At 72.5% G+C, this 24875-nt stretch carries 21 protein-coding genes; 15 read left to right on the top strand and 6 right to left on the bottom strand.

Annotated elements, in window-relative coordinates; genetic code table 11:
- Nucleotides 1-14 precede the first annotated feature (14 nt).
- A complete protein-coding gene (locus IO39_RS13405; protein WP_043621196.1) occupies nt 15-1022 on the bottom strand; it encodes an ROK family protein in 1008 nt (335 codons plus the stop codon).
- A 294-nt stretch (nt 1023-1316) separates the two neighbouring features.
- Here IO39_RS13405 and IO39_RS13400 point away from each other — a divergent pair, with 294 nt between their 5' ends.
- Complete coding sequence (locus IO39_RS13400; protein ID WP_043621194.1) at nt 1317-2168, top strand: bifunctional methylenetetrahydrofolate dehydrogenase/methenyltetrahydrofolate cyclohydrolase; 852 nt, start codon at nt 1317-1319, stop codon at nt 2166-2168.
- A gap of 227 nt (nt 2169-2395) precedes the next feature.
- Complete coding sequence (locus IO39_RS13395) at nt 2396-3229, top strand: polysaccharide deacetylase family protein (RefSeq protein ID WP_043621191.1); 834 nt, start codon at nt 2396-2398, stop codon at nt 3227-3229.
- Between the two features lie 87 nt (nt 3230-3316).
- On the opposite strand, the gene IO39_RS13390 is transcribed toward IO39_RS13395, so the two are convergent.
- Nucleotides 3317-4078: an IclR family transcriptional regulator domain-containing protein gene (locus tag IO39_RS13390; RefSeq protein WP_052422831.1), complete on the bottom strand. Its 762-nt coding sequence runs from the start codon at nt 4076-4078 to the stop codon at nt 3317-3319.
- A gap of 103 nt (nt 4079-4181) precedes the next feature.
- Here IO39_RS13390 and IO39_RS13385 point away from each other — a divergent pair, with 103 nt between their 5' ends.
- The 6 genes from IO39_RS13385 (at nt 4182) to IO39_RS13360 (ending at nt 10829) form a co-directional block, all read left to right on the top strand.
- Entirely contained in the window at nt 4182-5162 is a 981-nt protein-coding gene (locus IO39_RS13385; protein ID WP_043621189.1) for an ABC transporter substrate-binding protein, read from the top strand.
- Nucleotides 5159-5947, top strand: a complete 789-nt coding sequence (locus IO39_RS13380) for an ABC transporter permease (protein ID WP_043621186.1) — start codon at nt 5159-5161, stop codon at nt 5945-5947. Before IO39_RS13385 ends, IO39_RS13380 begins: the two co-directional genes overlap by 4 nt.
- Nucleotides 5944-6825, top strand: coding sequence for an ABC transporter permease (locus tag IO39_RS13375; RefSeq protein WP_084772770.1), 882 nt, complete (start codon nt 5944-5946; stop codon nt 6823-6825). Before IO39_RS13380 ends, IO39_RS13375 begins: the two co-directional genes overlap by 4 nt.
- Nucleotides 6818-7609 (top strand): ABC transporter ATP-binding protein, encoded by a 792-nt coding sequence (locus IO39_RS13370; protein ID WP_043621390.1) that lies wholly within the window; start codon nt 6818-6820, stop codon nt 7607-7609. The genes IO39_RS13375 and IO39_RS13370 overlap by 8 nt, the downstream gene beginning before the upstream one ends.
- Nucleotides 7610-7694: 85 nt before the next feature.
- The gene (locus tag IO39_RS13365; protein WP_043621184.1) at nt 7695-9359 is read left to right on the top strand and encodes a thiamine pyrophosphate-dependent enzyme; all 1665 of its coding nucleotides are present in this window, start codon (nt 7695-7697) and stop codon (nt 9357-9359) included.
- Nucleotides 9360-9368: 9 nt separating this feature from the next.
- Nucleotides 9369-10829 (top strand): benzaldehyde dehydrogenase, encoded by a 1461-nt coding sequence (locus IO39_RS13360; RefSeq protein WP_043621181.1) that lies wholly within the window; start codon nt 9369-9371, stop codon nt 10827-10829.
- Nucleotides 10830-10868: 39 nt separating this feature from the next.
- On the opposite strand, the gene IO39_RS13355 is transcribed toward IO39_RS13360, so the two are convergent.
- Together IO39_RS13355 and IO39_RS13350 are read right to left on the bottom strand one after the other, a co-directional pair.
- Nucleotides 10869-11729 carry a MurR/RpiR family transcriptional regulator gene (locus IO39_RS13355; RefSeq protein ID WP_157548272.1) on the bottom strand — a complete coding sequence of 287 codons (861 nt, stop codon included), beginning with the start codon at nt 11727-11729 and terminating at the stop codon, nt 10869-10871.
- Nucleotides 11726-13180 (bottom strand): glycoside hydrolase family 3 protein, encoded by a 1455-nt coding sequence (locus tag IO39_RS13350; protein ID WP_084772769.1) that lies wholly within the window; start codon nt 13178-13180, stop codon nt 11726-11728. The genes IO39_RS13355 and IO39_RS13350 overlap by 4 nt, the downstream gene beginning before the upstream one ends.
- Before the next feature lie 87 nt (nt 13181-13267).
- Here IO39_RS13350 and IO39_RS13345 point away from each other — a divergent pair, with 87 nt between their 5' ends.
- The gene (locus IO39_RS13345; RefSeq protein WP_052422830.1) at nt 13268-14797 is read left to right on the top strand and encodes a glycoside hydrolase family 10-like protein; all 1530 of its coding nucleotides are present in this window, start codon (nt 13268-13270) and stop codon (nt 14795-14797) included.
- A 281-nt stretch (nt 14798-15078) separates the two neighbouring features.
- Here IO39_RS13345 and IO39_RS13340 read toward each other — a convergent pair whose 3' ends face one another.
- Nucleotides 15079-15726: an FHA domain-containing protein gene (locus tag IO39_RS13340; protein ID WP_043621172.1), complete on the bottom strand. Its 648-nt coding sequence runs from the start codon at nt 15724-15726 to the stop codon at nt 15079-15081.
- Nucleotides 15727-15907: 181 nt separating this feature from the next.
- Here IO39_RS13340 and IO39_RS13335 point away from each other — a divergent pair, with 181 nt between their 5' ends.
- From IO39_RS13335 to IO39_RS13320, 4 genes are all read left to right on the top strand, one after another.
- Nucleotides 15908-17029 carry a citrate/2-methylcitrate synthase gene (locus IO39_RS13335; protein WP_043621169.1) on the top strand — a complete coding sequence of 374 codons (1122 nt, stop codon included), beginning with the start codon at nt 15908-15910 and terminating at the stop codon, nt 17027-17029.
- A gap of 70 nt (nt 17030-17099) precedes the next feature.
- Complete coding sequence (locus IO39_RS13330; protein ID WP_043621166.1) at nt 17100-17399, top strand: DUF3017 domain-containing protein; 300 nt, start codon at nt 17100-17102, stop codon at nt 17397-17399.
- A gap of 53 nt (nt 17400-17452) precedes the next feature.
- Nucleotides 17453-18667: an NADP-dependent isocitrate dehydrogenase gene (locus tag IO39_RS13325; protein ID WP_043621163.1), complete on the top strand. Its 1215-nt coding sequence runs from the start codon at nt 17453-17455 to the stop codon at nt 18665-18667.
- 135 nt (nt 18668-18802) lie between these two features.
- Nucleotides 18803-19831 carry a polysaccharide deacetylase family protein gene (locus tag IO39_RS13320; RefSeq protein ID WP_043621160.1) on the top strand — a complete coding sequence of 343 codons (1029 nt, stop codon included), beginning with the start codon at nt 18803-18805 and terminating at the stop codon, nt 19829-19831.
- A 78-nt stretch (nt 19832-19909) separates the two neighbouring features.
- Here the strand turns inward: IO39_RS13320 and IO39_RS13315 are convergent, their stop codons facing one another.
- Nucleotides 19910-21040 carry a saccharopine dehydrogenase family protein gene (locus IO39_RS13315; protein WP_043621383.1) on the bottom strand — a complete coding sequence of 377 codons (1131 nt, stop codon included), beginning with the start codon at nt 21038-21040 and terminating at the stop codon, nt 19910-19912.
- Nucleotides 21041-21348: 308 nt separating this feature from the next.
- On the opposite strand from IO39_RS13315, the gene IO39_RS50580 reads away from it, so the two are divergent.
- The gene (locus IO39_RS50580) at nt 21349-23658 is read left to right on the top strand and encodes a protein kinase domain-containing protein (RefSeq protein ID WP_052422829.1); all 2310 of its coding nucleotides are present in this window, start codon (nt 21349-21351) and stop codon (nt 23656-23658) included.
- Nucleotides 23659-23716: 58 nt separating this feature from the next.
- Complete coding sequence (locus IO39_RS13305; RefSeq protein WP_043621158.1) at nt 23717-24703, top strand: malate dehydrogenase; 987 nt, start codon at nt 23717-23719, stop codon at nt 24701-24703.
- Nucleotides 24704-24875: the final 172 nt, after the last annotated feature.

The following is a 24875-nucleotide window of genomic DNA, read 5'->3' as shown; positions in this document are numbered from 1 at the left end:
ACCTTCGAAAGCCGTCATGAAGGGTGGGCGTGCCAGGCGAGGTTGGCTGCTCCGGCGAGGCTGGCTCGCACCCCCAGCACGCTGGGTCTGACCTCGACCGCCTGCACGAACGGCAGGCCGCTCACGTCGTCCAGCGCTTGGGTCAACGGGTCGAAGAGCACGCGGCCGGCGGCCGACACGCCTCCGCCGATGACGACTGCCGTGATCTCGACGGCCGCCGCGGTGGACGCGATCATGCCCGCCAGCGCCCGCGCGCCGCGTTCGAAGGCCGCCACCGCGACCGGGTCGCCCGCTGCGGCGTCCTGGGCGAGGGTGCGGGCATCTGCCCTGGCCTCTTCCGGGGCCGCTTGTCCGTCGTCCGGGGTGCCCGTGGCGGATCCGGAGTGAGAGGCGAGGGGAGATCCAGGCGAGGACGCGGGGGTGGCGCGGGAGGCGGCGCCTGGTCGCCAGCCGTTCTCCTGGGCCCAGCGGGCCATGTTGGGGCCGCTGGAGTAGCGTTCGACGCAGCCGCGGCCGCCGCAGGTGCACCGCTCGCCGTTGGGGTCGATGCTCATGTGGCCGACATGGCCGGCGTTTCCGGTCGGGCCCAGCAGGGGGACGCCGTCGATCACCAGGCCGCCGCCGATGCCCGTCGAGACGACGATGCCCAGCAGGGACGCGCAGCCGCGGCCGGCGCCGAGCCAGTGCTCGCCGAGCGCGAAGCACTGCGCGTCGCCCGCCAGCACGGTAGGGAGCGCGGTCAGCTCGCGCACCTCGTCACGCAGCGGGAAGCCACGCCAGCTCGGCATGTTGACCGGGCTCACGGTGCCCAGGGCGAGGTCGACGGGGCCCGCGCAGCCGATGCCGACCGCCCGGGGCGAGGGGCCGCCGTCCGTGACCTCCGTGATGAGGGCCGTCAGGGCGGACATGACGTCCTGCCCCGGCGTCGGCCGGGTGGCGGAACGCAGCAGGGAGCCGGCCTCGTCGACCAGGGCGGCGGCGAGTTTGGTGCCTCCGATGTCAATGGCGAGGACGCAGCTCATCAGCGCTCGCCGTGGTGGTCGGGACGGCGGCGGGGATCACCGGGGCGCTCCGGGCGCGCGCGGTCGGCGGGCGCTGCGGGCGGCAGGCGGAAAGGCAAGGAAGGACCTCCGTGCGCTCGTTGCTGGCCCCGGTTACATTAGGCCCTTCCGTGATCGATGACAACGATGTCATCGGCAGGCTGTGGATAACTCGGGGGTGACTGCCTGGCCTCTGTGGATAACCGGCTGCGGCGGTGGGCGCGGTGGGAGTGGTCCGGTGCGGGGAAGCCGGGGCGGCATGGAAGGATTACGGACATGAGCGCAGTGAAACTCGATGGCAAGGCCACCGCCGCGAAGATGAAGGCAGATCTCACGAAGCGGGTGGCCGCGCTCAAGGAACGCGGCATCACGCCGGGCCTGGGAACGGTGCTGGTGGGTGACGACCCGGGCAGCCAGATCTACGTCGCGGGCAAGCACCGCGACTGCGCGGAGGTGGGCATCGCCTCCATCCGCGTCGACCTGCCGGCCACCGCCTCCCAGGCCGACGTCGAGGCGGCCATCGACGAGCTCAACGCCTCGCCGGCGTGCACCGGCTACATCGTGCAGCTTCCGCTGCCCAGGCACCTCGACACGATGGCCCTGCTGGAGCGCATCGACCCGGCCAAGGACGCCGACGGCCTCCACCCGGTCAACCTGGGCCGTCTCGTCCACATGGTCGACGCCCCGCTGCCCTGCACCCCGCACGGCATCGTGCTGCTCCTGCGCGAGTACGGCGTGCCGATCAAGGGCGCGGAGGTCGCCGTGGTCGGCCGGGGCATCACGGTGGGGCGGTCGCTGGGGCTGCTGCTGACCCGCCGCAGCGAGAACGCCACCGTGACCCTCTGCCACACCGGCACGCAAGACCTGGCCGCCCACGTCCGCCGCGCCGACATCGTGGTGGCGGCGGCCGGCGTGCCCGAGCTGATCACGCGCGACATGGTGAAGCCGGGCGCGGCCGTGCTCGACGTGGGGGTCTCCCGCGTGGAGGGCAAGATCGCCGGTGACGTGGCGCCGGACGTCGAGGAGGTCGCCGGCTACCTCACGCCCAACCCGGGCGGCGTCGGACCCATGACCCGCGCCCTGCTCCTGTCCAACGTGGTCGAGGCCGCCGAGCGCCTGGCCGAGTAGCCTCCGGCCGCCTTTCCACGCCAGCCTCCGGGTCGCCTTCGAGCAGGGCGGTCCCGGGGGCTCTTTTCACGCCGGCCTCCGCCGTCGGACAGTCTCCGCCATTGAACGGTCTCCGCCGCCGGACGGTCGCGGGGAGACGTACATCCGTCATTTGACGGAGGACGTGGCCGGGGTGTCGCCCGAAGATGGTCCTCGAGGGCTCTGCCAAGAGCCCATCGAGGAGGGTCATGCCTGACCGACCGACGATCTGCCTGACGTTCGACTTCGACGCGATCTCGCTCTGGTTGGCGCGCGGGATGACCTCGCCGGGGCCGGTCTCGCGGGGCGAGTTCGGGGCGCACGCGATGCCGCGCATCCTGCGCATGCTGCGCGAGCGCGACATCACCGCCACGTTCTTCATCCCGGGCCACACCGTGGACGCCTATCCCGCCGAGTGCGCCGCCATCGCGGAGGCGGGCCACGAGATCGCCCTGCACGGGTACGCCCACGAGCAGGTCTCCAGGCTGGACCGGGCCGGCGAGCTGGCGGCGGCCACGCACGCCCGCGACTCCATCGTCAAGGTCACCGGCTACGAGCCCCGCGGCAACCGCACCCCGAGCTGGGACTTCACCAGCTCGACCGTGGAGGTGCTGCTGGAGCTGGGCATCGAGTACGACTCCAGCCTGATGGCCACCGACTACACCCCCTACTACGCGCGGCGCGGCGACATGGCCGACCCCGGCGGGCCGTACCGGTTCGGGGAGTCCACCTCGCTGGTCGAGCTGCCGGTGTCGTGGTCGCTGGACGACTATCCGCAGTTCGAGTACCTGCGCCTGGACACCGCCGTCATGCCCGGCCTGCGCGAGCCCGCGGCCGTCTTCCGCAACTTCCTCGACGACGTGGACTACCTGCTGCGTGACGAGCCGGGCGGGGTGTGCGTGCTGACCTTCCATCCACAGGTCATCGGGCGCGGGCATCGCCTGCTGGGCCTCGAACGCTTCCTCGACGCCTGCCTGGATCGGCCGCTGGCCTTCCGCACCTGCCTGGACACCGCCCGCGCCTTCCGCGAGCACGGCGCCTGACGCACGTCGGCACCTCGTGATGCCGGGCACATGCCGGGCACATACCGGGCACATGCCGGGCACATGCCGGGCGCCGGCAGGCGAAGGTCAGGCGTGCAGCGAGGCCAGGTCCGCCTCGATCCGGCCCGCCGTGGCCAGCAGCGGCGGCAGCAGGTCACGCCTGACGGCCTGGAGGCTCGTCCGGGTGGCGTGCGTGGAGACGTTCACCGCCGCCACCGTCCGCCCCGCGCGGTCCCTGATCGGCGCGGCGATCGAGCGCAGCCCCTCCTCCAGCTCCTGGTCCACCATCGCCCACCCGCGCCCGCGCACCTCGTCCAGCTCGGCCCGCAGCGCCGCGGGCAGCACGATCGTGTGCGAGGTCAGCCGCCGCAGCCGGGCCCGCCCCAGGTACGCCTCCAGCTCCCCGGGCGGCAGGGCGGCCAGCAGCACCCGGCCCATCGAGGTGCAGTAGGCGGGGAACCGGGTGCCGATGCTGATCGACACCCGCATGATCCGGGCCGTGGCCACCCGCGCCACGTAGACCACGTCCTCGCCGTCGAGCACCGCGACCGAGGCCGACTCCCGCACCTCGGCGGCCAGCCGTTCGAGGTGCGGGTCGGCCACCTCGGGCAGGGACAGGGCGGACAGGTAGGCGTAGCCGAGCTCCAGCACGCGCGGCGTGAGCGCGAACAGCCGGCCGTCGCCGCGCACGTAGCCGAGGTCGGCCAGCGTGATCAGGAACCGCCGGGCGGCGGCCCTGCTCAGCCCGGTCGCGCGGGCCACCTGGCTGAGCGTCAGCTCGGGCTGCGCGGCGCTGAACGCGCGGATCACCGCGAGCCCCCTGGCCAGCGACTGGACATGATCGGCCATGGTGATCCCCTTGACAGCAGCCGGTAAAGGCGTAGCTTCCGCGATACGGGGTTGTTCGGCCAGAGAATACCTGTGCGCATAGCGAACAGAAAGAGGAGCAGCCGTGCGTCGCGCTCTCTTGATCCTCGCCGTCCCGCTCGCCGTCTCACTCGTCACCGCCTGCGGCGGCGCCCAGCCGGCCGCGCCCGGCCGGGGCCCGGGAACGACCGGCGCGGGAACGACCGGCACGGAAATGACCAAGGTCAACGCCGGCGTGATCGCCATCGTCGACACCGCTCCCATCCACCTCGGCAAGGCCAGGGGCTTCTTCGCCGAGCAGGGGATCGACCTCACCATCACCCCCGTCGCCGGCGGCGCGGCGGCCGTCTCCGGGGCCGTGAGCGGGCAGTTCCAGTTCGCCTTCGCCAACACCACCTCGCTGCTGACCGCCAAGCAGCAGGGGCTGGACGTGAAGGTGGTCGCCAACGGCGTCTCCTCCACCGGCGAGCAGGGCGAGGACTTCAGCGCGGTGCTGGTCGGGCCGGACAGCCCGATCAGGACGGCCAGGGACCTGGCGGGCAGGAAGATCTCGGTCAACCAGCTCAAGAACATCGGCGACACGACCGTACGCGCCTCCGTACGCAAGGCCGGCGGCGACCCGGGCGGCATCGAGTTCGTCGAGCTGCCCTTCCCCGACGCGCCCGCCGCGCTGCTGGGCGGCCAGGTGGACGCCATCTGGGTGGTCGAGCCGTTCGTCAGCCAGGCCGTCAGCCAGGGCGCCCGGCCCGTGGCCTGGAACTTCGCCGACGCCGCCCCCGACCTGACCGTGGCCATGTACTTCACCACCGGCCGCACCGACCCCGGCCTGACCACCCGGTTCACCATGGCGATGCGCAAGTCGCTGGAGTACGCCGACACGCATCCCGAGGAGGTGCGGGAGGTGCTGAAGACGTACACCAGGATCGTGCCCGAGGTGATCGCCCGGATGCACCTGCCGAAGTGGCCGGTCGAGGTGAACCGGGCGTCCGTGCAGACCATCGCGGACCTGGCGCTGGGCGACGGCGTGCTCAAGCAGCGGATCGACGTCTCGGCGCTGCTCCCGTGACCCGCGCGGACGGCTCCTGGTCCCGGCTGGGGCACGGCGCCGCCGGGCTCGGCGGCCTGCTGCTCCTGATGGAGGCCGTGCCCAGGCTGGGCCTGGTGGACGAGCGCTTCCTGCCGCCCGCCTCGCGGATCCTCGCCACGCTGGCCGGGGAGCTGGCCACGCCCGGGTTGTGGATCGCGCTGGGCCAGACCATGCGCGGCTGGGCGGCCGGCCTGGCGCTGGCGTTCGGCGCGGCGGTGGTGACCGGGGTGGTCATCGGCGTCGTGCCGGGGCTGCGCGCGCTGACGAGCTCGACCGTCGAGTTCCTGCGGCCCATCCCGTCGGTCGCGCTGGTGCCGCTGGCCACGCTGCTGTTCGGGCCGTCGCTCGGCTCGACGCTGATGCTGGTGGTCTACGCGGCGTTCTGGCAGGTGCTCATCCAGGTCCTGTACGGCGTGGCGGCCGTGGACCCGGTGGCCTCCGACACGGCCCGGTCGTACGGGCTGTCGGCCTGGTCGCGGATCAGGCGCCTGGTGTGGCCGACGGCGCTGCCGTACGTGATGACCGGGCTGCGGCTGGCGGCGGCGGTGGCCTTCATCCTGGCGGTGACGGCGGAGCTGGTCATCGGCAGCCCCGGCCTGGGCGCGCAGATCCAGGTGGCGCAGAGCAGCGGCGCGGTGCCCACCGTGTACGCGCTGATCGTGCTGGCCGGGCTGGTCGGCATCGCGGTGAACGCCGCCGTGCGGCTGCTCGAACGCCGGGTCCTGGCCTGGCACCCCGCCGTGCGCTCGGAGGTGCCCGCATGAGCGCCACCGGACCGCCCGGAGACGCGCGGCCCGCCACGGCGGCCGGAGACGTCCGCGTGAGAGGCGCGGGCGCGGCCGGGGACGCGCGGCCCGGCGGTGGCGTCCGCGTGCGGGTCTTGGGAGCGGTCAGGCGGGTGGTGTGCCTGGTGGCGCTGCCCGCGCTGCTGGTGCTGCTCTGGTGGGCGGTCAGCGGCAGCTCGTTCTACCTGCCCGGCCCGGCCGCCGTGGGCCGGGCCTTCGCCGAGACCTGGTTCTCGGCGCGGCTGCTGGACGACGTGCTGCCCAGCGTCGGCAGGCTGCTGGCTGGCTACGCGCTGGCCGCGCTGCTCGGCGTGGGCCTGGGCGTGCCGATCGGGTCGTCGCCCCGGCTGCGCGCCACGCTGGAGCCGGTGCTGGAGTTCTTCCGCGCCGTCCCGCCGCCCGTCCTGGTGCCGCTGATCATGCTGCTGGCCGGCATCGACACCCCGATGAAGGTGCTGGTCATCGTCTCGGGCTGCGTCTGGCCGATCCTGCTCAACACCGTCGAGGGCGTGCGCGCGCTGGACGAGGTGCTCGCCGACACCTGCCGCATGTACGGCATCAGCGGCATGTCCAGGCTGCGCTGGTTCGTGCTGAGGGGCGCGAGCCCGCAGATCATGACCGGGCTGCGGCAGGCCCTGTCCATCGGCATCATCCTCATGGTCATCAGCGAGATGTTCGCCAGCTCCAGCGGCCTCGGGTTCACGATCGTGCTCTTCCAGCGGCAGTTCCAGATCGCCGAGATGTGGAGCGGCATCCTCCTGCTCGGGCTGCTGGGGCTCGGGCTGTCGCTGCTCTTCCGCCGCCTGGAGCGGTGGGTGCTGGCCTGGTACCACGGCAGTGGAGCCGCCCGTGCTTGAGATCCACGACCTGCGCAAGGTGTACGACGGCCGGGGCCGCCACGTCGAGGCCATCGCCTCGGTCACGCTGAGCGTCGCCGCCGGGGAGCTGGTCTGCGTCGTCGGCCCGTCCGGCTGCGGCAAGACCACGCTGCTGCGCGCGGTGGCCGGGCTGCTGCCGGTCAGCGGCGGCGAGGTGGCGGTGGACGGCCGGCGCGTGACCGGGCCGCCGCCGGGCACGGCCGTGGTCTTCCAGGAGTACGGCCGCAGCCTGTTCCCCTGGATGACCGTGCGCCAGAACGTGGAGCTGCCGCTGAAGGAGAAGGGGCTGCCGGCCGGCCGGCGGCGCGCGCTGGTCGCCGGCTCCCTGGACGCGGTCGGGCTGGCGGACGCGGCCGACGCGCATCCGTGGCAGCTCTCCGGCGGGATGCAGCAGCGGGTGGCGATCGCCAGGGCGGTGGCGTACGAGCCGAAGGTGCTGCTCATGGACGAGCCGTTCGCCGCCGTGGACGCCCAGACCCGGGCGGACCTGGAGGACCTGATCCTGCGGCTCTGGCGGGACCTGGGGATGACCGTGCTGTTCGTCACCCACGACATCGACGAGGCCGTCTACCTCGGGCAGCGCGTCGTCGTGCTGTCCGCGTCGCCCACCACGGTCATGGAGGACCTGAAAATCGACCTGCCGGCCGCCCGCGACCAGCTCACGACGCGCTCACTGCCCCGCTTCGGCGAGCTGCGCGGCCACGTCTACCGGCAGATCCAGCGCGCCAGGGCACACCATGACGACGCCCGGGGGACGCCATGACGACCGCCGGCCAGGCCATGCGTGCTCGGGACGTCATGACGACCGCCGGCCGCGCCGTGGGCCGCCGGCCGCGCGAGGGGGCGGCATGAGGACCGTCAGGGACGCCGTCTTCGGCGTGCTGCGCCGCCACGGCATGACCACGATCTTCGGCAACCCCGGCTCGACCGAGGTCCCGCTGCTCACCGGGCTGCCCGGCGACCTGCGGTTCGTGCTGGCCCTGCACGAGGGGTCCGTGGTCGGCATGGCGACCGGCTGGGCGATCGGGCGCGCGGCCCCCGCGCCGGTCGTCCTGCACACCACGGCCGGGCTGGGCAACGCCGTCGGCGCGCTGGCCACCGCCAGGGAGAACCGGGCGCCGCTGGTGGTGATCGTCGGCCAGCAGGACCGGCGGCACCTGGCGCTGGAGCCGTTCCTGGCCGGGCGGCTGGCCGGGCTGGCGGGCGACTACCCGGTACGCGTCGACCAGCCCGTACGGGCCCAGGACGTGCCCGGCGCGGTGGCCAGGGCCGTGCACGAGGCGGTCACGTTCGGGGGGCCCGCGCTGGTCGTGGTGCCGATGGACGACTGGGCGGCGCCCTTCGAGGAGGAGACCATGGCGGCGCCCGCCCGGCTGCTGCGGCCCGCCGGCGTGTCCTCCGGCGACCTCGCGCCGCTGGTGGAGCTGCTGGCCGGGGCGCGCAGGCCGGCGATCGTGGCCGGGGCGGGCGTGGGCGCCGGCTGGGACGCGCTGGTCGGGCTGGCCGAGCGGCTGGGATGCCCGGTGTTCCAGGAGTCGTTCGGCGGGCGGGCCGGGTTCCCGCAGGACCATCCCCAGTACCGTGGCGTGCTGCCCGCCGACCGGGGCCGGCTGCGGGAGCGGCTGCGGCCCTTCGACGTGGTGCTGGTGGTGGGGGCGCCGGTGTTCCGCCAGTACCCGTACGCGCCGGGCCCGCTGGTCGCGCCGGGCACCGTGGTCGCGCTCGTCACGGACGACCCCTCGGTGGCCCATCGCAGCCCGGCCGACCTGGCCTGCCTCGCCTCCCCCGAGGCCGTCTGCACCCACCTGACCACCCTCCTGCCCCCCGGCCCAGAACCCACCGGCCCAGAACCCACCGGCCCAGAGCCCGCCGACGCGCCGCCCGCCGACGCGCCGCCCGCCGACGCGCCGCCCGCCGACGCGCCGCCCGCTGGAGGCGAGCCACCGGCGGAGGGGGTGCCGTTGCGGCCCGCCGACGTGTTGCGGGAGCTGGCCGCCCGGTTGCCGCGCGACGCCGCCCTCGTCGAGGAGACGCCGTCCTCCCGCCCCGACCTGCACCGGCTCGTGCCCGCCAGGACCTCGCTGGGCTTCGTGTCGGCGGCCATGGGCGGGCTGGGCTTCGGCGTGCCCGCCGCCGTGGGCCTGCGGATGGCGCTGCCGGACCGGCCCGTCGTCGCCGTCGTGGGCGACGGCTCCGCCCTGTACGGCGTGCACGCCCTGTGGAGCGCCGCCCACTACCGGGCGGGCGCGCTGTTCGTGGTGCTCGCCAACGGCCGGTACGCGGTCATGGACCGCCTGGCCGACCGGCACGGCGGCGGCGCGGCGCCGTGGCCGCCGTTCACGGAGGTGGACCTGGCCGCCCTGGCGAGATCGCTCGGCTGCCCCGCCGTCCGGGTCGAGTCCACGGGCGACCTGGCGGCGGCGCTCGACGAGGTCATGCCCACGCTCGCCACCCGCGAGAGCCCCCTGCTGCTGAACGTGGTGGTGGGCGTGGACCCGGAATTCCAGCCCTGAGGAGGCACCATGACGTTCCTGGACCCCAAGATCTGGACGGGCTCGATCTTCGACGGCGGCTGGACGGCCTCGCGGGCCGGTGACGCGCCCGTCGTCGAGCCCGCGACCGGGGCCGAGCTCGGCCGGGCCGGCGTCGCGGGCCCCGGCGACGTGGCGGCGGCCGCCGTACGCGCCCGGCGGGAGCAGCCGGCCTGGGCCGCGACGCCGTACGAGGAGCGGGCCGCGCTGCTGCGGCGGGCCGGGCGGCTGTTCGAGGAGCACGCCCAGGAGATCCAGGACTGGATCGTGCGCGAGTCGGGCGGCGTGCCGGGCAAGGCCGCGTTCGAGACGCACGTGGCGGCGCAGGAGTGTTACGAGGCGGCGGCGCTGGCCTCGCAGCCGCTCGGCGAGCTGCTGCCCACGGCGCGCAGGCGGCTCAGCTTCTCGCGGCGGGTGCCGGTCGGGGTCGTGGGCGTGATCGCGCCGTTCAACTTCCCCCTCATCCTCGGCATCAGGTCGGTCGCCCCGGCCCTGGCGCTGGGCAACGCGGTGGTGTTCAAGCCGGACCAGCGCACGGCCGTCTGCGGCGGGTACGCCGTCGCCCGCGTCTTCGAGGAGGCCGGCCTGCCCGGCGGCCTGCTGCACGTGCTGCCCGGCGGCCCCGAGGCCGGCCGGGCCCTGGTCGAAGACCCGAACATCCCCGTGATCTCCTTCACCGGCTCCACGGCCGCCGGGCGCAAGGTCGGCGAGGCGGCGGGGCGCCTGCTCAAGCGGGTGCACCTGGAGCTGGGCGGCAACTCGGCGCTCGTGGTCCTCGACGACGCCGATCTCGGCCCGGCGGCGTCGGCGGGCGCGTGGGCGTCCTTCTTCCACCAGGGGCAGATCTGCATGACCGCGGGCCGGCACCTGGTGCACGAGGCCGTGGCCGAGGAGTACGTGGACCGCCTGGCCGCCAAGGCCACCGGCCTGCCGGTCGGCGACCCCGCCACCGGGCAGGTCGCGCTCGGCCCGCTCATCGACGCCGGGCAGCGGGACCGGGTGCACCGGCTGGTCACCGAGAGCGTGTCGGCGGGGGCGCGGCTGGCGGCCGGCGGCACGTACGAGGGGCTGTTCTACCGGCCGACGGTGCTGGCGGGGGTGCCGGCGGGCGCGCCCGCGTACGCGGAGGAGGTGTTCGGGCCGGTGGCGCCCGTGACGACGTTCTCGACGCTGGAGGAGGCGGCGGCGCTGGCCCGCGACAGCGAGTACGGGCTGTCGCTGGGCATCCTGACCCGGGACGTGATGAGGGGGCTCGCCCTGGCGGACCTGGTGCCGACGGGGATCGTGCACATCAACGACCAGACGGTGGACGACGAGGCGGTGGCCCCGTTCGGCGGGGTCGGCGCCTCCGGCACGGGCACCCGCTTCGGCGGGACCGGCGCCAACGTGGCCGCCTTCACCGAGACGCAGTGGGTCACGATGCAGGGCGACATCGCCCCCCACCCGTTCTGACCCGCCCGGCCCCCGTCCGGGCGGGCGGGCGGCCGGATGTCAGTGATGGTGGTAGCGGGCGATGGCGGCGCGGGTGGCGCGGATGGCGGCGTCCGCCGTGTCGTAGCGGCGCTGCGCCAGCCCCACGAAGATGCAGTCCACGATCAGCAGCTGGCTGATCCGGCTGGCCAGCGCCCCGGGCCGGAAGGCCGTCTCGCGCCCCGCCGACACCAGCGTGTGGTGCGCCAGCCCGGCCAGCGACGACCGCGGGTTGTTCGTGATGCCCACGATCACCGCGCCCGCCTCGGCCGCCGTGTGGGCGGGCACCAGCACGTCGGGCGTCTCGCCGCCGCAACTGATGGCCACCGCCACGTCGCCTTCCCGCAGCAGCGCCGCGCTGGTCAGCGCCAGGTGGGCGTCGCTGAAGGGATGGCTGGACAGCCCGATGCGCAGCAGCTTCTGCGACATGTCCGCCGCCACCAGCCCCGAGGCCGCCACGCCGTACACGTCCACCCGCCGCGCCTCCGAGATCGCCGTGACGACCTCGTCGAGCCGGTCGGGGTCGAGCTGGGCGGCGGTGTCGGCCAGCGCCTCGGACTCGGCCCGCGCCACCTTGGCGATCACGTCGGTGAGCGGGTCGTCGGGGGCGAGGTCGCCCGGCACCAGCCGCTCGGGCTCCTTGGCCACGGCCGCGGCCAGCGCGAAGCGGAGCTGGGAGTAGCCGGAGAAGCCCAGCGCCCGCGCCGTGCGCACGATCGTCGCCTCGCTCGTCCCCGACACCGCGCTGAACTCGGTGATCGTGCTCCGCACGACCAGCCCGGGATCGTCCAGGATGAGCCGGGCGATGGACTGCGCCGCCGGGGTCAGCGAGGGCAGCACGGCGCGCACGGCGGCGACCGGGTTGGCGGGCTCGACGCTCATCGCACCAGCCATTCGGCCGCGGCCTGGGCGGACACGCGGGAGATGCCGTGCGTGGCGATGTGGGTGACGCTGTGAGCGGCGCCTTGGGTGTCGCCGTCGGGCGGCGCGGGGATGCCGGTGTCCACCACGATCAGGTCGGGCCGCGCGGCCAGGGCCTTGGCCACGGTGTCACGCACCCAGGCGTGCCGGGCGGCGTCGTGCACGACCAGCACCACCGGCCGGTCGTCGAACGCGGGCAGCTCGCCCTCCCGCTCCATGCGCACCCGTTCGGTGTTGGGCAGCAGGGCGGCCAGGGCGGCGGCGAGCCCGGTCACGACGCCGGGGTCCACGGCCTGGTTGAGCCGGGTGTTGACCTCGACGACCAGGGGCGCGCGGTCCAGGACGGCGGTGCCGGTCGTGGTCAGCGCGGCGCGGGCGGCGCGCAGGCCCACGCCCTCGTCGATGTCGGCGCGGGCCCGCTCGCGCAGCTCGGCGCGGCCGGCGTGCCAGTCGGACAGCGCCCGCACCCGTCCGGCCGCCTCGGCCAGCCGCTCCTCGGGCAGGCTGCCGTCGCGCACGGCGGCCACGATCGTCGCGACGATCTCGCGCAGGCCGTCCTCGGTGGTCAGGCCGAGGCAGATGGCGTCCACGCCGGCGGCGAGCGCGCGCACGGCGATCTCGCCGGGGGAGAACATGGCGGCCACCGCCCGCATCTCGATCGCGTCGGTGACCAGCATCCCGTCGAACCCGAGCTCGCCCCTCAGCAGCTCGGTCATCACGGTACGGCTGAGCGTCGCGGGCATCGCCGGATCGAGCGCGGGCACGAGCAGGTGGCCGGACATGATCGAGCGCACCCCGGCGGCGATCGCGGCCCGGAACGGCGGCAGGTCGCGTCCGGCGAGCACCTCGCGCGAGGCGTGCACGGTCGGCAGCGCCAGGTGGGAGTCGGTGACAGTGTCACCGTGGCCGGGGAAGTGCTTGGCGCAGGCGGCCACGCCCGCGCCCTGCACGCCCTTGACGTAGGCGACGGTGTGCCGGGCGACCAGCTCCGGGTCGGGGCCGAACGAGCGCACGCCGATGACCGGGTTGGCCGGGTTGGCGTTCACGTCGGCGGAGGGGGCGTAGTCGAGGGTGATGTCGGCGTCCGCGAGCATCCTGCCGATCTGGCGGCCCACCTGCTCGGTGAGGTCCACGTCGTCCACCACGCCCAGCGCCCGGTTGCCGGGGAAGGAGCTGCCGGCCACGACCTCCAGCCGGGTGACGGCGCCGCCCTCCTCGTCGATCGCCACGACGGTGCCGGGGTGCTCCGCCCGGATCTGGCGCACCAGCCGTGGGCTGACGGCGTTGCGGGCGAACAGGACCACGCCGCCGAGACCCTCGCCCAGCGCCCGGCGCAGCCAGTCGGGGGCGGAGGTTCCGTCGAACCCCGGGTGGAGCACCGTCATCGCCAGTCTGTACAGGTCACCGCTCATCGGCATTTTCCTTCACAGTTGTTGATCTGAAGGTAATTTTCTGTCATCGTCGGCCTCGACACAACCACTTCCGAGAGGCCACCCCCCATGCCCAGCAGAAGGACTCTCCTGAAGGGTCTCGCCCTCGCCGCTGCCGCTTCCGCCGTCCCGCTGCCCGCCTTCGCCGACGCCGGCCACGTCCCGCCGCTGCGTCAGATGCGGGGCATGTGGATCGCGTCAGTGGTGAACATCAACTGGCCGTCCAAGCCGGGGTTGAGCGCCGACGAACAGAAGGCCGAGTACCTCGCCTGGCTGGACGTGGCCGTGCAACGCAAGCTGAACTCCGTGTTCGTGCAGATCAGGCCGACGGCCGACGCGTTCTGGCCGTCGCCGTACGAGCCGTGGTCGCAGTATCTGACCGGCACCCAGGGTCAGGACCCCGGTTACGACCCGCTGGGCTTCGCCGTGGAGGAGACGCACAAGCGGGGCCTGGCCTTCCACGCGTGGTTCAACCCGTACCGCGTGTCGATGCAGGCCGACCCGGCGCGGCTGCACCCCGACCACCCCGGGCGCAAGCACCCCGACTGGATCGTGCCGTTCGGCGGCAAGCTCTACTACAACCCCGGCATGCCCGAGGTGCGCAAGTTCTGCCAGGACGCGATGATGGACGCGGTCACCCGCTACGACATCGACGGCCTGCACTTCGACGACTACTTCTACCCGACCAACACCACGGCCTTCGACGACGCCGAGGAGTTCGCCCAATACGGCGCCGGCTTCCCCGACCTGGCCGCCTGGCGGCGCAACAACGTCGACCTGATGGTGCAGGAGATGCAGCAGCGGGTGCTCGCCGAGAAGCCGGAGATCGCCTGGGGCATCAGCCCGTCCGGCATCTGGCGCAACAAGGGCACCGACCCGCTCGGCTCCGACACCAACGGCGGGCAGTCCTACGACAACCTGCACGCCGACACCCGCGGCTGGGTCAAGAAGGGCTGGCTCGACTACATCGCGCCGCAGCTCTACTGGTACATCGGGCAGCCGCCGGCCGACTACTCCAAGCTCGTGCCCTGGTGGTCGGAGGTCGCGAGCGGCACCAAGACGTTGTTGTGGATCGGGCAGGCCGCGTACAAGGCGGGCGACCCGGCCCAGGCGCCCGAGTGGCAGGTCCCGGACGAGCTGTCCCGGCACCTGACGCTCAACCGCGACCACCCCGAGATCGGCGGCGACATCTGGTACAACGCCAACGACGTCAAGGTGGACCGGCTCGGCTCCGTCTCGACCGCGGTCAGGGACCACTACCAGCGGCCCGCGCTCGCGCCCGTGCTGCCCCGGCTGGCCGGCGGGAGGGCTCCCTCGCGTCCGGTGGTGGCCTACGCGCGGCGCGGGCACGGCGGCGTCGAGGTGCGGGCGGTGGCCACCGGCCGCGACGAGCCGTTCCAGTTCGCGATCTTCCGCTTCGACCGGCCCGCGCGCCAGAGCGCCTTCGCCGACGCGCGCAACCTCGTCGCGGTCGTGCCGGGTGACCGGCAGATCCGCTGGACCGACCCCGACGGCAGGCGCGGTGACCACTACTACGCGGTGGCGGTCGACCGGGCCAACCGGACGAGCAGGCCGAGCAACGGGTTCCGGGTGATCTGAGGGCGCCGCCCGGATGATCGGACCGAGGGCGTGCTACGCCCGCGCACGTCGCCGGCCGTTTTCCTGACCGGCGACGAGCCCGGCGCGCGCCCTCGGGCGTTCACCGCTGCTCGGATCCGCGCCCCGCGAGGGGCGCGGCGGACGCTCGGGGCCCGATGCTGCCGGAACCCCTCGCCGAAGCCCCGGTCGCGATCCGGTTCCCGAAAGCCCCGCTTCCGAGAAGCCTGCCCCTTGCCGAAGCCCTGCTCCGTGCGGAGCCCGGCCTCTGCGGAAGCCCGCTCCTAAGAAGCCCTGCGCCCAGCCGCCGATGGCTGCTCGGCGCCCGCTCCCGACGACCGCTGTGGCGGAACCACCGGGGTCGGGCGCACGAGACCGAGCGCGACGACCTCGTTGGCCAGCCGGGTGCGCCGGTTGGTGCCCTCGGGAATCCGGAACTTCTGGTAGAGCCGCAGCAGATGCTGCTTGACCGCGGCCTCGGTCACGACCAGGTCGTCGGCGATCTCGCGTGCGGTCGCCGGAGCGACGAACGCCTCGTCCGACAGCGCCGGCCTGCAGAGCGAGGTCAGCACGTCGACCTCGCGCCTGGTCAGCTCGGGCGCCGCCGCCCTGCGCAGCTCGACCTCGGGGGTGAAGTCCTCTCGCGGGACTCCACCGATGCGACCCCGCGCCGCGCCGAACGAGACGACGTCGCCGTCGTCAAGGACCCTCCGGGCGATCGGCCTGCCGTTCACCCGTGTGCCGTTCCTGGACAGGCCCAGGTCGACGACATACAGGTAGGGTCCTCGTCTGACGAACTCGGCATGGAGTCGAGACACGCTGGGATCGGTGAGCCGGATGTCAACACCCCGGCCCCTTCCGACCGTCGTGATCTCGGGGCGCAACGGGACCACCTCGCCAGTGTCCTCGATGCGTATGAACGGCCCCTCCACGGCAGTTCCTCCCCAGGTAGCCCGCCGTAACTATTACTACAGCTCCGGCTTACCCAACCGAGGGGATGCGGAATCTCCTTTGCCGAAAGGAGAATCCGTCGTGAAATTGGTCTGGACCTTTACCGGCGATTTTGCCTGCTCACGGGTAGACTTCGGACGAAGATAAGCGGAGGAAACACTCATGGCGGACAAGCCCACGAAAGGTCTGGCCGATGTCGTCGCGGCGTCCACTGCGCTGAGTGACATCGACGGAAAGGCCGGTCGCCTCTTCTATCGTGGATTCGACATCCACGACCTGGCCGGCCGCGCGACGTTCGAGGAGACCGCGTACCTGCTCCAGCGGGGGAAGCTGCCCACGCGTGCCGAGCTCGACGCCTACGGCGCCGAGCTGGTGCGAGGCAGAGAGCTGGGCGCCCTGGTGTCCGCGAACATCGCCGAGATCGCCGAGAAACAGAAACCCATGGAGGCGCTGCGCTCCCTGGTGTCGCTGTCCGGCGCGGACGATCCGGACAAAGACTCCATCGCGCCCGAGGCCAACCTGCGCAAGGCCGCCCGGCTGGTCGCGCAGCAGCCGCTGCTCGTCGCCCGCTACCACGCCGCCCGCACCGGCGCCGAGGCTCCCGAGCCCGACCCGTCGCTGAGCATCGCCGCGAACTTCCTGCTCCAGGTCACCGGCCGCACTCCCGATCCGCGCGAGGTCGAGATCTTCGACGAGTGCCTGGTGCTGCACGCCGACCACACCATGAACGCCTCCACCTTCGCCGCCCGCGTCTGCGCCGCGACCCTGTCGGACATGCACTCGGCCATCGTCGCCGCGATCGGCACCCTCAAGGGCCCGCTGCACGGCGGGGCGAACGAGCAGGTCATGAAGACGCTGGAGTCGTTGTCGCCCGGCGGCGTGGCGCAGGCCGTGCGCGACAAGCTGGCCGCCGGCGAGAAGATCATGGGCTTCGGCCACCGCGTCTACAAGACCGAGGACCCGCGCGCCACGCATCTGCGTAGAATGTCGGCCGAGCTGGGCGAATCCAGCGGCGACGACACTTACTACCGGATGTCCAAGGAGATGGAGGAAGTCGTCTTCGAGACCAAGGGCCTCTACCCCAACGTCGACTTCTACGCCGCCTCGGTCTACCACTACCTGGGCATCCCGACCGACCTGTTCACGCCGGTCTTCTCCATCAGCCGCATGTCCGGCTGGACCGCTCACGTGATCGAGCAGCACGCCGACAACCGGCTGATCCGCCCCGACAGTGAGTACATCGGTGAGACCGACCAGAAGTGGAAGCCGATAGACGAGCGATGAGCCTGGGCCGGAGAGAGCGAGGCACGATGCCGACACAGGCCCGTGCGCATGCGGCCATAAGCAGGGCGCGTTGAGCCAAGGGACCGAACGCGAGAGCTGGGGGCCGTACCCGCTGATCCTGGCGGGTGCGGCCGTCGGCGTGCTCGTGATCTTCATCGCGAACCCGCGCTGGGGCGGGTTCGTGCTGGGCGGCGTCATCATGGTCGCCGCCGCGCTGCGCTTCGCCGGCTACGGCGGCCAGCTCGCGCTCAGGAGCAAGAAGAACGACGTCATCACGCTGTCCGTGTTCGGATTCGTGCTGGTCCTGACCTCGCTCTTGCTCTACAACAACGAGCTGAAGGCGCTCATCCTGTCCCTTTTCGCCCCGTGACCTGACGGTCCGATAGCCTCAACGCATCCATTCATTGAAGGGGAACCATTCGCATGCCCAAGATCAAGGTGGAGGGCCCCGTCGTCGAGCTTGACGGCGACGAGATGACCCGGATCATCTGGCAGTTCATCAAGGACCAGCTGATCCTTCCCTACCTCGACGTCGACCTGAAGTACTACGACCTCGGGATCGAGCACCGAGACGCCACGGACGACCAGGTCACCATCGACGCCGCGAACGCCATCAAGAAGTACGGCGTCGGTGTGAAGTGCGCCACCATCACCCCGGACGAGGCGCGCGTCGAGGAGTTCGGCCTCAAGAAGATGTGGAAGTCCCCCAACGGGACCATCCGCAACATCCTCGGCGGCGTGATCTTCCGCGAGCCGATCATCATGTCGAACGTGCCGCGGCTCGTCCCCGGCTGGACCAAGCCGATCGTCGTCGGCCGTCACGCCTTCGGCGACCAGTACCGCGCCACCGACCTGAAGATCCCCGGCGAGGGCACGCTCACCCTGACGTACACGCCCAAGGACGGCTCCGAGCCGATCGAGCTCGACGTGTACGACTTCCCCGGCGGCGGCGTCGCGATGGCGATGTACAACCTGGACGAGTCGATCCGCGACTTCGCCCGCGCCTCGATGCGCTACGGCCTGGCCCGCAACTACCCGGTCTACCTCTCCACGAAGAACACGATCCTCAAGGCCTACGACGGCCGCTTCAAGGACATCTTCGCCGAGGTCTACGAGACCGAGTTCAAGGACCAGTTCGAGCAGGCCGGCCTGACCTACGAGCACCGCCTCATCGACGACATGGTCGCCGCGGCGCTGAAGTGGGAGGGCGGCTACGTCTGGGCCGCCAAGAACTACGACGGCGACGTCCAGTCCGACACTGTCGCCCAGGGCTTCGGCTCGCTCGGCCTGATGACCTCGGTCCTGATGACCCCCGACGGCCGGACCGTCGAGGCCGAGGCCGCGCACGGCACCGTGACCCGCCACTACCGCCAGCACCAGCAGGGCAAGCCCACCTCCACCAACCCGATCGCCTCGATCTTCGCGTGGACGCGTGGCCTGGCCCACCGCGGCAAGCTCGACAACACCCCCGCGGTGTCGGAGTTCGCCGACAAGCTGGAGCAGGTCTGCATCGAGACCGTCGAGGGCGGCCAGATGACCAAGGACCTCGCGCTCCTGGTCGGCGGCGACGCCAAGTGGCTGACCACCCAGGACTTCCTGGCGGCGCTGGACGAGAACCTCAAGAAGAAGATGGCTTGATCGTTCCTTCCCGCGAAGGGCCGTCCGCTGCCGGGCGGCCCTTTTCCATGTCTTGACCGCGGGTGCGGCGTGGTGCAGTTGATCACGTGGGTAAGAGCCAGCTCAGAACGGTCGTACACGTTTCGGGGGGTTCGGATGCGACTGCGAATTCTGAGTGGGCTGGGGGCGCTCACCGCCGCCGCCATCCTGACGGGCTGTGACTCTCAGCCCGAGACCACCAAGCTGGCCACCAAGAAGGTCGACGCCGCCGCCAAGGCCAAGGCCGACCGGGCCGCCAAGGTCGCCAGGGCCGCCAAGGTCAAGGCGAACGAGCTGGGGCAGATCCCGGTGCTGATGTTCCACCGGATCGTCCCGAAGCCGCAGACGACCGACGACAGGTCGCCGCAGCAGTTCCGGGCCGACCTGGAACGGCTCGTACGGGAGGGATACGTGCCGATCACGGCCGCCGAGATGGTGGCCGGCAAGATCGACATCCCGGCGGGCAAGCACCCGGTCGTCCTGACCTTCGACGACTCCTCGCCCTCGCAGCTCACCCTGAACGAGATGGGCGTCCCCCAGAAGGACACCGCGGTCGCGATCCTGAAGGAGGTGGCCGCCAGGAACCCGGGCTGGCCGGCGAAGGCCACCTTCTACGTCACGCGCGACATGTTCGGTAAGACCGTGCGCGAGGAGCAGGCGCAGGCCCTGCTCTGGCTCAAGGACAACGGCTTCGAGATCGGCAACCACACCCGTGACCACCTCAACCTGCGGGGCCGCTCGCGCCAGCAGGTCGAGGAGCAGATCGGCACGATCGCCAAGCAGATCGGCGCCCTGTCCTACACCAAGCCCACCACGATCGCCCTGCCGTACGGCAACCAGCCCACCAAGAAGGACTGGGCCATGCGCGGCAAGCTCTACAACCACCAGGGCGCCTTCCTGGCCGGGTACACCCCCGCGCCGGCGCCCTTCAGCAAGTCGTTCGACCCGGCCGGCATCCCGCGCATCAAGGTCATGGAGAAGAAGGGCGACTGCGCCCAGTTCTGCTCCGAGGCGTGGCTCGACTGGCTCAAGAAGAACCCGGACATGCGCTACACCTCCGACGGGGACGTGCGCACGGTGGCCTATCCGAAGTACAAGGCCCCGTACATGCGCAAGGCCTTCGCCGCCTGGAGTCTGCCGTACTGACGGCGCGCGGAGGCGGGGTCAGGACCGCCGGGTGAAACGGAGGCGGGGTCAGGACCGCCGGGTGAAGCGGAGGCGGGGTCAGGACCGCCGGGTGAAGGCGATGCCGGCCCGGTGGAGGCGGTCGATGAGGGGCCGGCCCATGGCCGAGGCCGTGGTGAGCTGGCCCGCGCGGTCGGGGACGTCGTCGAAGGCCAGGCAGAGGGCCGACTCCGCGAGCATCTTGGCGGTCTCGTCGTAGCCGGGGTCGCCCCCCGACACCTCCGTGACCACCCGCTCGCCCCCGCCCTCGCCCAGGAACGTCGCCTTGAACCAGCTCCTGGCCCGCTGCTCGGGCGAGGGGCCGTCGCCGGGCCGCAGCCGCTCCTGGAGCAGCCGGCGCGCCGGAGGGAGCTGCGCGAGCACCGCGAACGCGCCCGCGCCGGCCGCCGTGGCCAGCGCCCGGGGCAGGGTCCTGACCGCGTAGTGGTGGCGGTAGGTGAAGCGGGGGCCGTAGCGGTCGAGCAGGCGGGCGGAGTAGCCGACGATCAGCGGATCGACCGTGGGCAGGGGCAGGGCCCAGCCGCCGCCCACGTGACGCGGGCCTCCCGGCAGCGAGCTGACCGTGCGGCCCCGGGGCGGGACCTCGGCCGCGCGCCGCCGGGCGCCCTCGGCCACCGTCTGGCGCGCCCGGCCCAGCACCGACAGCGCCGAGGCCAGGGTGCCGCCCGACGGGCGCATGCTCGTCCGCAGGAAGCCGCTGACCTTGAGCGGGACGCCCTCGGGCAGTTTGGTGACCGTGTGCAGGACGCCGAGGTCGAACGGGATCGAGTCGAAGCCGCAGGCGTGCACGAGCTTGGCGCCGCTCCTGAGCGCGCGGTGGTGATGACGCACGTACGTCCGGTCCACGAACTCCGCCTCGCCCGTCAGGTCCAGGTAGTGCGTGCCGGCCTCGGCGCAGTTGGCCACCACGCCGTCGCCGTGCCGTACGTACGGGCCCACGGTGGTGGCTAGCACCCGCGTACCGCGGGCCAGCGCCGCCAGGGAGGCCGGGTCGGCGGCGTCGGCGACCAGGATCGGCACGTCCAGCCCGAGCCGGGCCAGCTTGGCCCGGTCGCGCCCGGCCACCGCCCAGCGCACGCCGGGGCCCGCGGCCCGCGCGAGGTAGGCGGCCGTCAGCGCGCCGGTGAACCCGCCGGCGCCGAAGAGCACGATGTCGAAGGGGCGTTCCACGATCCAGAGGTTCGCGCGGAAGCGGTCGCGGCGCAAGGAGGCCCGGAAAGCGGCGAGAGGCGAAGCCGTGGTTCCGGAGGGGGCGAGAGAGGAAGCCGTGGTTCCGGAGAGGGCGAGAGAGGAAGCCGTGGTTCCGGAGGGGGCGAGAGGCGAAGCCGTGGTTCCGGAGGGGGCGAGAGGCGAAGCCGTGGTCCGGGAGGTGGAAAGAGGCGAAGCCGTAACGTGCCCAAGCCTTAACAGATCCCTGTGAAGTTGCTGAGCGTCGTAAAGTTTGCGTCGATGGGGTTCAGTACACGTGGGGATGACGAATGCCGCAAATCTCGCCGCTGGTCGCCGGCGATCCCAGCGAGCTGGGGTCCTTCCGGCTGTCCGGACGGATCGGGGAAGGTGGCCAGGGCATCGTCTACCTGGGCGTCAACGACGACGGTGAGCGGGCCGCGATCAAGCTGCTGCACGTCAAGTTCAGCGGCGACACCATCGCCAGGTCCCGCTTCGCCAGAGAGCTGAGGGCGGCCAAGCGGGTCGCGTCGTTCTGCACGGCCCGGGTGATGGAGGCCGACCTCGACGGCGACACCCCCTACATCGCCAGCGAGTACATCGACGGCCGGCCGCTGCGGGAGGTCGTCGAGAGCGACGGCCCGCTCACCGGCACGGCGCTGCACCGGCTGGCCATCGGCACCGCCACCGCGCTCACCGCCATCCACCATGCCTCGATCGTGCACCGCGACTTCAAGCCCGACAACGTGCTGATCGCCGCCGACGGGCCGCGCGTGGTCGACTTCGGCATCGCCCGCATCATCGACTCCACCGGCACGATCACCAGCCGCGCCATCGGCACCCCCGCCTACATGGCGCCCGAGCAGATCGCCGGCGACGAGATCGGGCCCTACACCGACGTGTTCTCGTGGGGGGCCACCATCTCCTTCGCGGCCACCGGGAAGGTGGCCTTCGAGGGCAAGTCCATCGCGACGGTGCTCAACCGCATCCTCAACCACGAGGTCGACGTCGACATGATGGAGGAGCCGCTGCGCGGGGTGGTGCGCGAGGCGCTGGCCAAGTCGCCGGCCGAGCGGCCCTCCGCCGACCAGATCCTGCTGCGGCTGCTGGGGCAGTCGTCGGCGGTGGGGGCCTCCACGGCGGTGCTCACCAAGGGCGTGCAGGTGGCCGGCGACGAGGACACCACGCCGTTCCTCCGCGTCTCGCCCAGGTCGCTCACCGGCCAGCAGGCCAGGACGGGCCCCGGCGCGTCGCCCCGGCCCGGCGCCACGGGCCCGGCTGCCGCGCCGGCCTCAGGCCCCGCCCCCGCCGCTTCGGGCGGGGCAGCCGGGTCCGGTACGAGCGCCGCCCCTGGCACGGGGCCGGCTCCGGACGTGACCGGGCCGGAACAGTATCGGACCACGGACCAGGAGCAGCCCGGGACCACGGGCCAGGGGCAGCACGGGAACACCGGGCAGAGCCGGCACGGGAACACCGGGCAGGGGCGGCAGGACCGTCAGCACACGCTCGGCCGGCAGGCCGTGACGACCCCGCCCGCCCCGGCGGGGCCGCACGGGTCCACGGGGCCGCAGGGGTCGACGGGGCAGCACGGGTCCACGGGGCCGCAGGGGTCGACGGGGCAGCACGGGTCCATGGGGGCCCACGGTTCCACGGGGCCGCACGGGGTGGCGACCGGGCCGGGGAGCGGGCCGGTGCCGGCCGCAGGGGATGGGGCGCCGTACCCGGAGCACGAGCCCGCCGGAAGGCGCAGGCGGGCCAAGGTGTGGCTGGCGCTGGCCACCTCGCTCGCCCTGGTCGCCGCCGCGGCCGTGGCGCTGTTAGTGAAGAACGGCTGGCAGGGCCTGCCCTTCGGCGACGGGGCCGGCCCGGGCTCGGAGAAGAGCCCGCCCGCCGCGCTGTCCACGGTGGTGGACAGGGTGGCGAGCACCGGGAAGATCGTGATCGGCGTCAAGGGCGACCTGCCGGGCGTCGGGCTGCAGAACGGCGACGACTTCCAGGGCTTCGACGTCGACATCGCCAGGCGGATCGCGGCGGAGCTGGGGGCCGAGCGGACGACGCTCGTCCGGGTCAGCAGGGACGACCGCGACGACGCCCTGGCGGAGGGCAAGGTCGACCTGGTCGTGGCCACGTACTCGGTGGACAGGAGCAAGGTGACGTTCGCGGGGCCGTACTACCTGGCGCACCAGGACGTGCTGGTGCGCGCGGGCACGGGCATCGACGAGCTCGGCGACCTGAAGGGCAAGCGGATCTGCGCGCCCAACAGCCCGTCCGTCGGCCTGGTCCAGGACCGGGTGGCGGTCAAGCCGGTCGTGGCCGGCGACTACGCCGCCTGCATGGACCTGCTCAGGAACGGCAAGGTGGACGCGGTGCCCGGCGACGACCTGATCCTGGCCGGGTTCGCGGCCCGCGAGCACATGCGTTACAAGGTGCTCGGCGCCAAGCTCACCAACGAGCGCTACGCGGTGGGCATCAAGGCCGGCGACGTGAAGACCTGCAAGGCGGTGTCGGGCGTGATCGCCGACCTGTACGCCAAGGGCTTCGTCGCGGAGCTCATGACCAGGCACTTCGGAAAGGTGGACTTCGAGGAGGAGCTGAAAGTGCCCGCGATGGAAACCTGCTGATGACGAGCGGGTAACATCCCAGGCGTCAACGATTCTTGCTGGGAGTTAGGGGAAGGCCATGGCGTCGTCAGCCACTGTGCCCGTCAAGGTGACCGTCACCGGAGCCGCCGGCCAGATCGGCTACGCTTTGCTGTTCCGTATCGCGTCGGGGCAGCTGCTCGGCGCCGATGTTCCGGTCAAGCTCAGCCTGCTGGAGATCCCGGCGGCGGTGAAGGCGGCCGAGGGCACCGCGATGGAGCTGGACGACTGCGCCTTCCCGCTGCTGTCGGGCATCGAGATCACCGACGACCCCAACGTCGCCTTCGCCGGGGCCAACGTCGCGCTGCTGGTCGGCGCCATGCCGCGCAAGGCCGGCATGGAGCGCGGCGACCTGCTCGGCGCCAACGGCGGCATCTTCGGCCCGCAGGGCAAGGCGATCAACGACCACGCCGCCGATGACATCAAGGTCCTGGTCGTGGGCAACCCGGCCAACACCAACGCGCTCATCGCCCAGCAGAACGCGCCCGACGTGCCGGCCGACCGCTTCACCGCGATGACCAGGCTCGACCACAACCGCGCGCTGTCCCAGCTCGCCGCCAAGCTCCAGGTCCCGGTCACCGAGATCAAGAAGATGACGATCTGGGGCAACCACTCCGCCACGCAGTACCCTGACCTGTTCCACGCCGAGGTCGGGGGCAAGGTCGCGGCCGAGCAGGTCGAGTCCGAGTGGCTGAGCGGCACGTTCATCCCGACGGTCGCCAAGCGCGGCGCCGCCATCATCGAGGCCCGCGGCGCCTCTTCGGCCGCCTCGGCCGCCAACGCCGCGATCGACCACGTCCACGACTGGGTCAACGGCACCGACTGGACCTCCGCGGCCGTGGTCTCCGACGGCTCCTACGGCGTGCCGGAGGGCCTCATCTCGTCGTTCCCCGTACGCGCGGCGGGCGGCAAGTTCGAGATCATCCAGGGCCTCGAGATCGACGCCTTCTCGCGCGAGCGCATCGACGCCAGCGTGCGCGAGCTGGAGGAGGAGCGCCAGGCGGTCAAGGACCTGGGCCTGATCTGACCCGAGCTCGAACGACGCGCGCTCCCGGCTGCGGGAGCGCGCGTTTCGCTTTCCCGGCGCGGCCCGCCGTCACTCCTCCTGAGGCGTCCCCGGGAGGTGCGCGTCTGGGCCGGGCGCCTCCGGGCTGCTCGCCTCCGGGCAGGACGTGGGCCGGGTGACCGGGGCGGGCGCC

It is taken from the genome of Nonomuraea candida, from assembly GCF_000725485.1.
GTDB classification, from domain to species: domain Bacteria; phylum Actinomycetota; class Actinomycetes; order Streptosporangiales; family Streptosporangiaceae; genus Nonomuraea; species Nonomuraea candida.
The sequence above is the reverse complement of the archived record's forward strand: the minus strand, read 5'-3'. Positions and strand labels throughout refer to the sequence as shown.

What these genes read in the sequence shown, in the direction of transcription:
- IO39_RS13405 (WP_043621196.1), bottom strand. Translation starts at nt 1,022, where the DNA reads ATGAGCTGCGTCCTCGCCATTGACATCGGAGGCACCAAACTCGCCGCC.
- IO39_RS13400 (WP_043621194.1), top strand. Translation starts at nt 1,317, where the DNA reads ATGAGCGCAGTGAAACTCGATGGCAAGGCCACCGCCGCGAAGATGAAG.
- IO39_RS13395 (WP_043621191.1), top strand. Translation starts at nt 2,396, where the DNA reads ATGCCTGACCGACCGACGATCTGCCTGACGTTCGACTTCGACGCGATC.
- IO39_RS13390 (WP_052422831.1), bottom strand. Translation starts at nt 4,078, where the DNA reads ATGGCCGATCATGTCCAGTCGCTGGCCAGGGGGCTCGCGGTGATCCGC.
- IO39_RS13375 (WP_084772770.1), top strand. Translation starts at nt 5,944, where the DNA reads ATGAGCGCCACCGGACCGCCCGGAGACGCGCGGCCCGCCACGGCGGCC.
- IO39_RS13365 (WP_043621184.1), top strand. Translation starts at nt 7,695, where the DNA reads ATGAGGACCGTCAGGGACGCCGTCTTCGGCGTGCTGCGCCGCCACGGC.
- IO39_RS13360 (WP_043621181.1), top strand. Translation starts at nt 9,369, where the DNA reads ATGACGTTCCTGGACCCCAAGATCTGGACGGGCTCGATCTTCGACGGC.
- IO39_RS13355 (WP_157548272.1), bottom strand. Translation starts at nt 11,729, where the DNA reads ATGAGCGTCGAGCCCGCCAACCCGGTCGCCGCCGTGCGCGCCGTGCTG.
- IO39_RS13350 (WP_084772769.1), bottom strand. Translation starts at nt 13,180, where the DNA reads ATGAGCGGTGACCTGTACAGACTGGCGATGACGGTGCTCCACCCGGGG.
- IO39_RS13345 (WP_052422830.1), top strand. Translation starts at nt 13,268, where the DNA reads ATGCCCAGCAGAAGGACTCTCCTGAAGGGTCTCGCCCTCGCCGCTGCC.
- IO39_RS13335 (WP_043621169.1), top strand. Translation starts at nt 15,908, where the DNA reads ATGGCGGACAAGCCCACGAAAGGTCTGGCCGATGTCGTCGCGGCGTCC.
- IO39_RS13325 (WP_043621163.1), top strand. Translation starts at nt 17,453, where the DNA reads ATGCCCAAGATCAAGGTGGAGGGCCCCGTCGTCGAGCTTGACGGCGAC.
- IO39_RS13320 (WP_043621160.1), top strand. Translation starts at nt 18,803, where the DNA reads ATGCGACTGCGAATTCTGAGTGGGCTGGGGGCGCTCACCGCCGCCGCC.
- IO39_RS50580 (WP_052422829.1), top strand. Translation starts at nt 21,349, where the DNA reads ATGCCGCAAATCTCGCCGCTGGTCGCCGGCGATCCCAGCGAGCTGGGG.
- IO39_RS13305 (WP_043621158.1), top strand. Translation starts at nt 23,717, where the DNA reads ATGGCGTCGTCAGCCACTGTGCCCGTCAAGGTGACCGTCACCGGAGCC.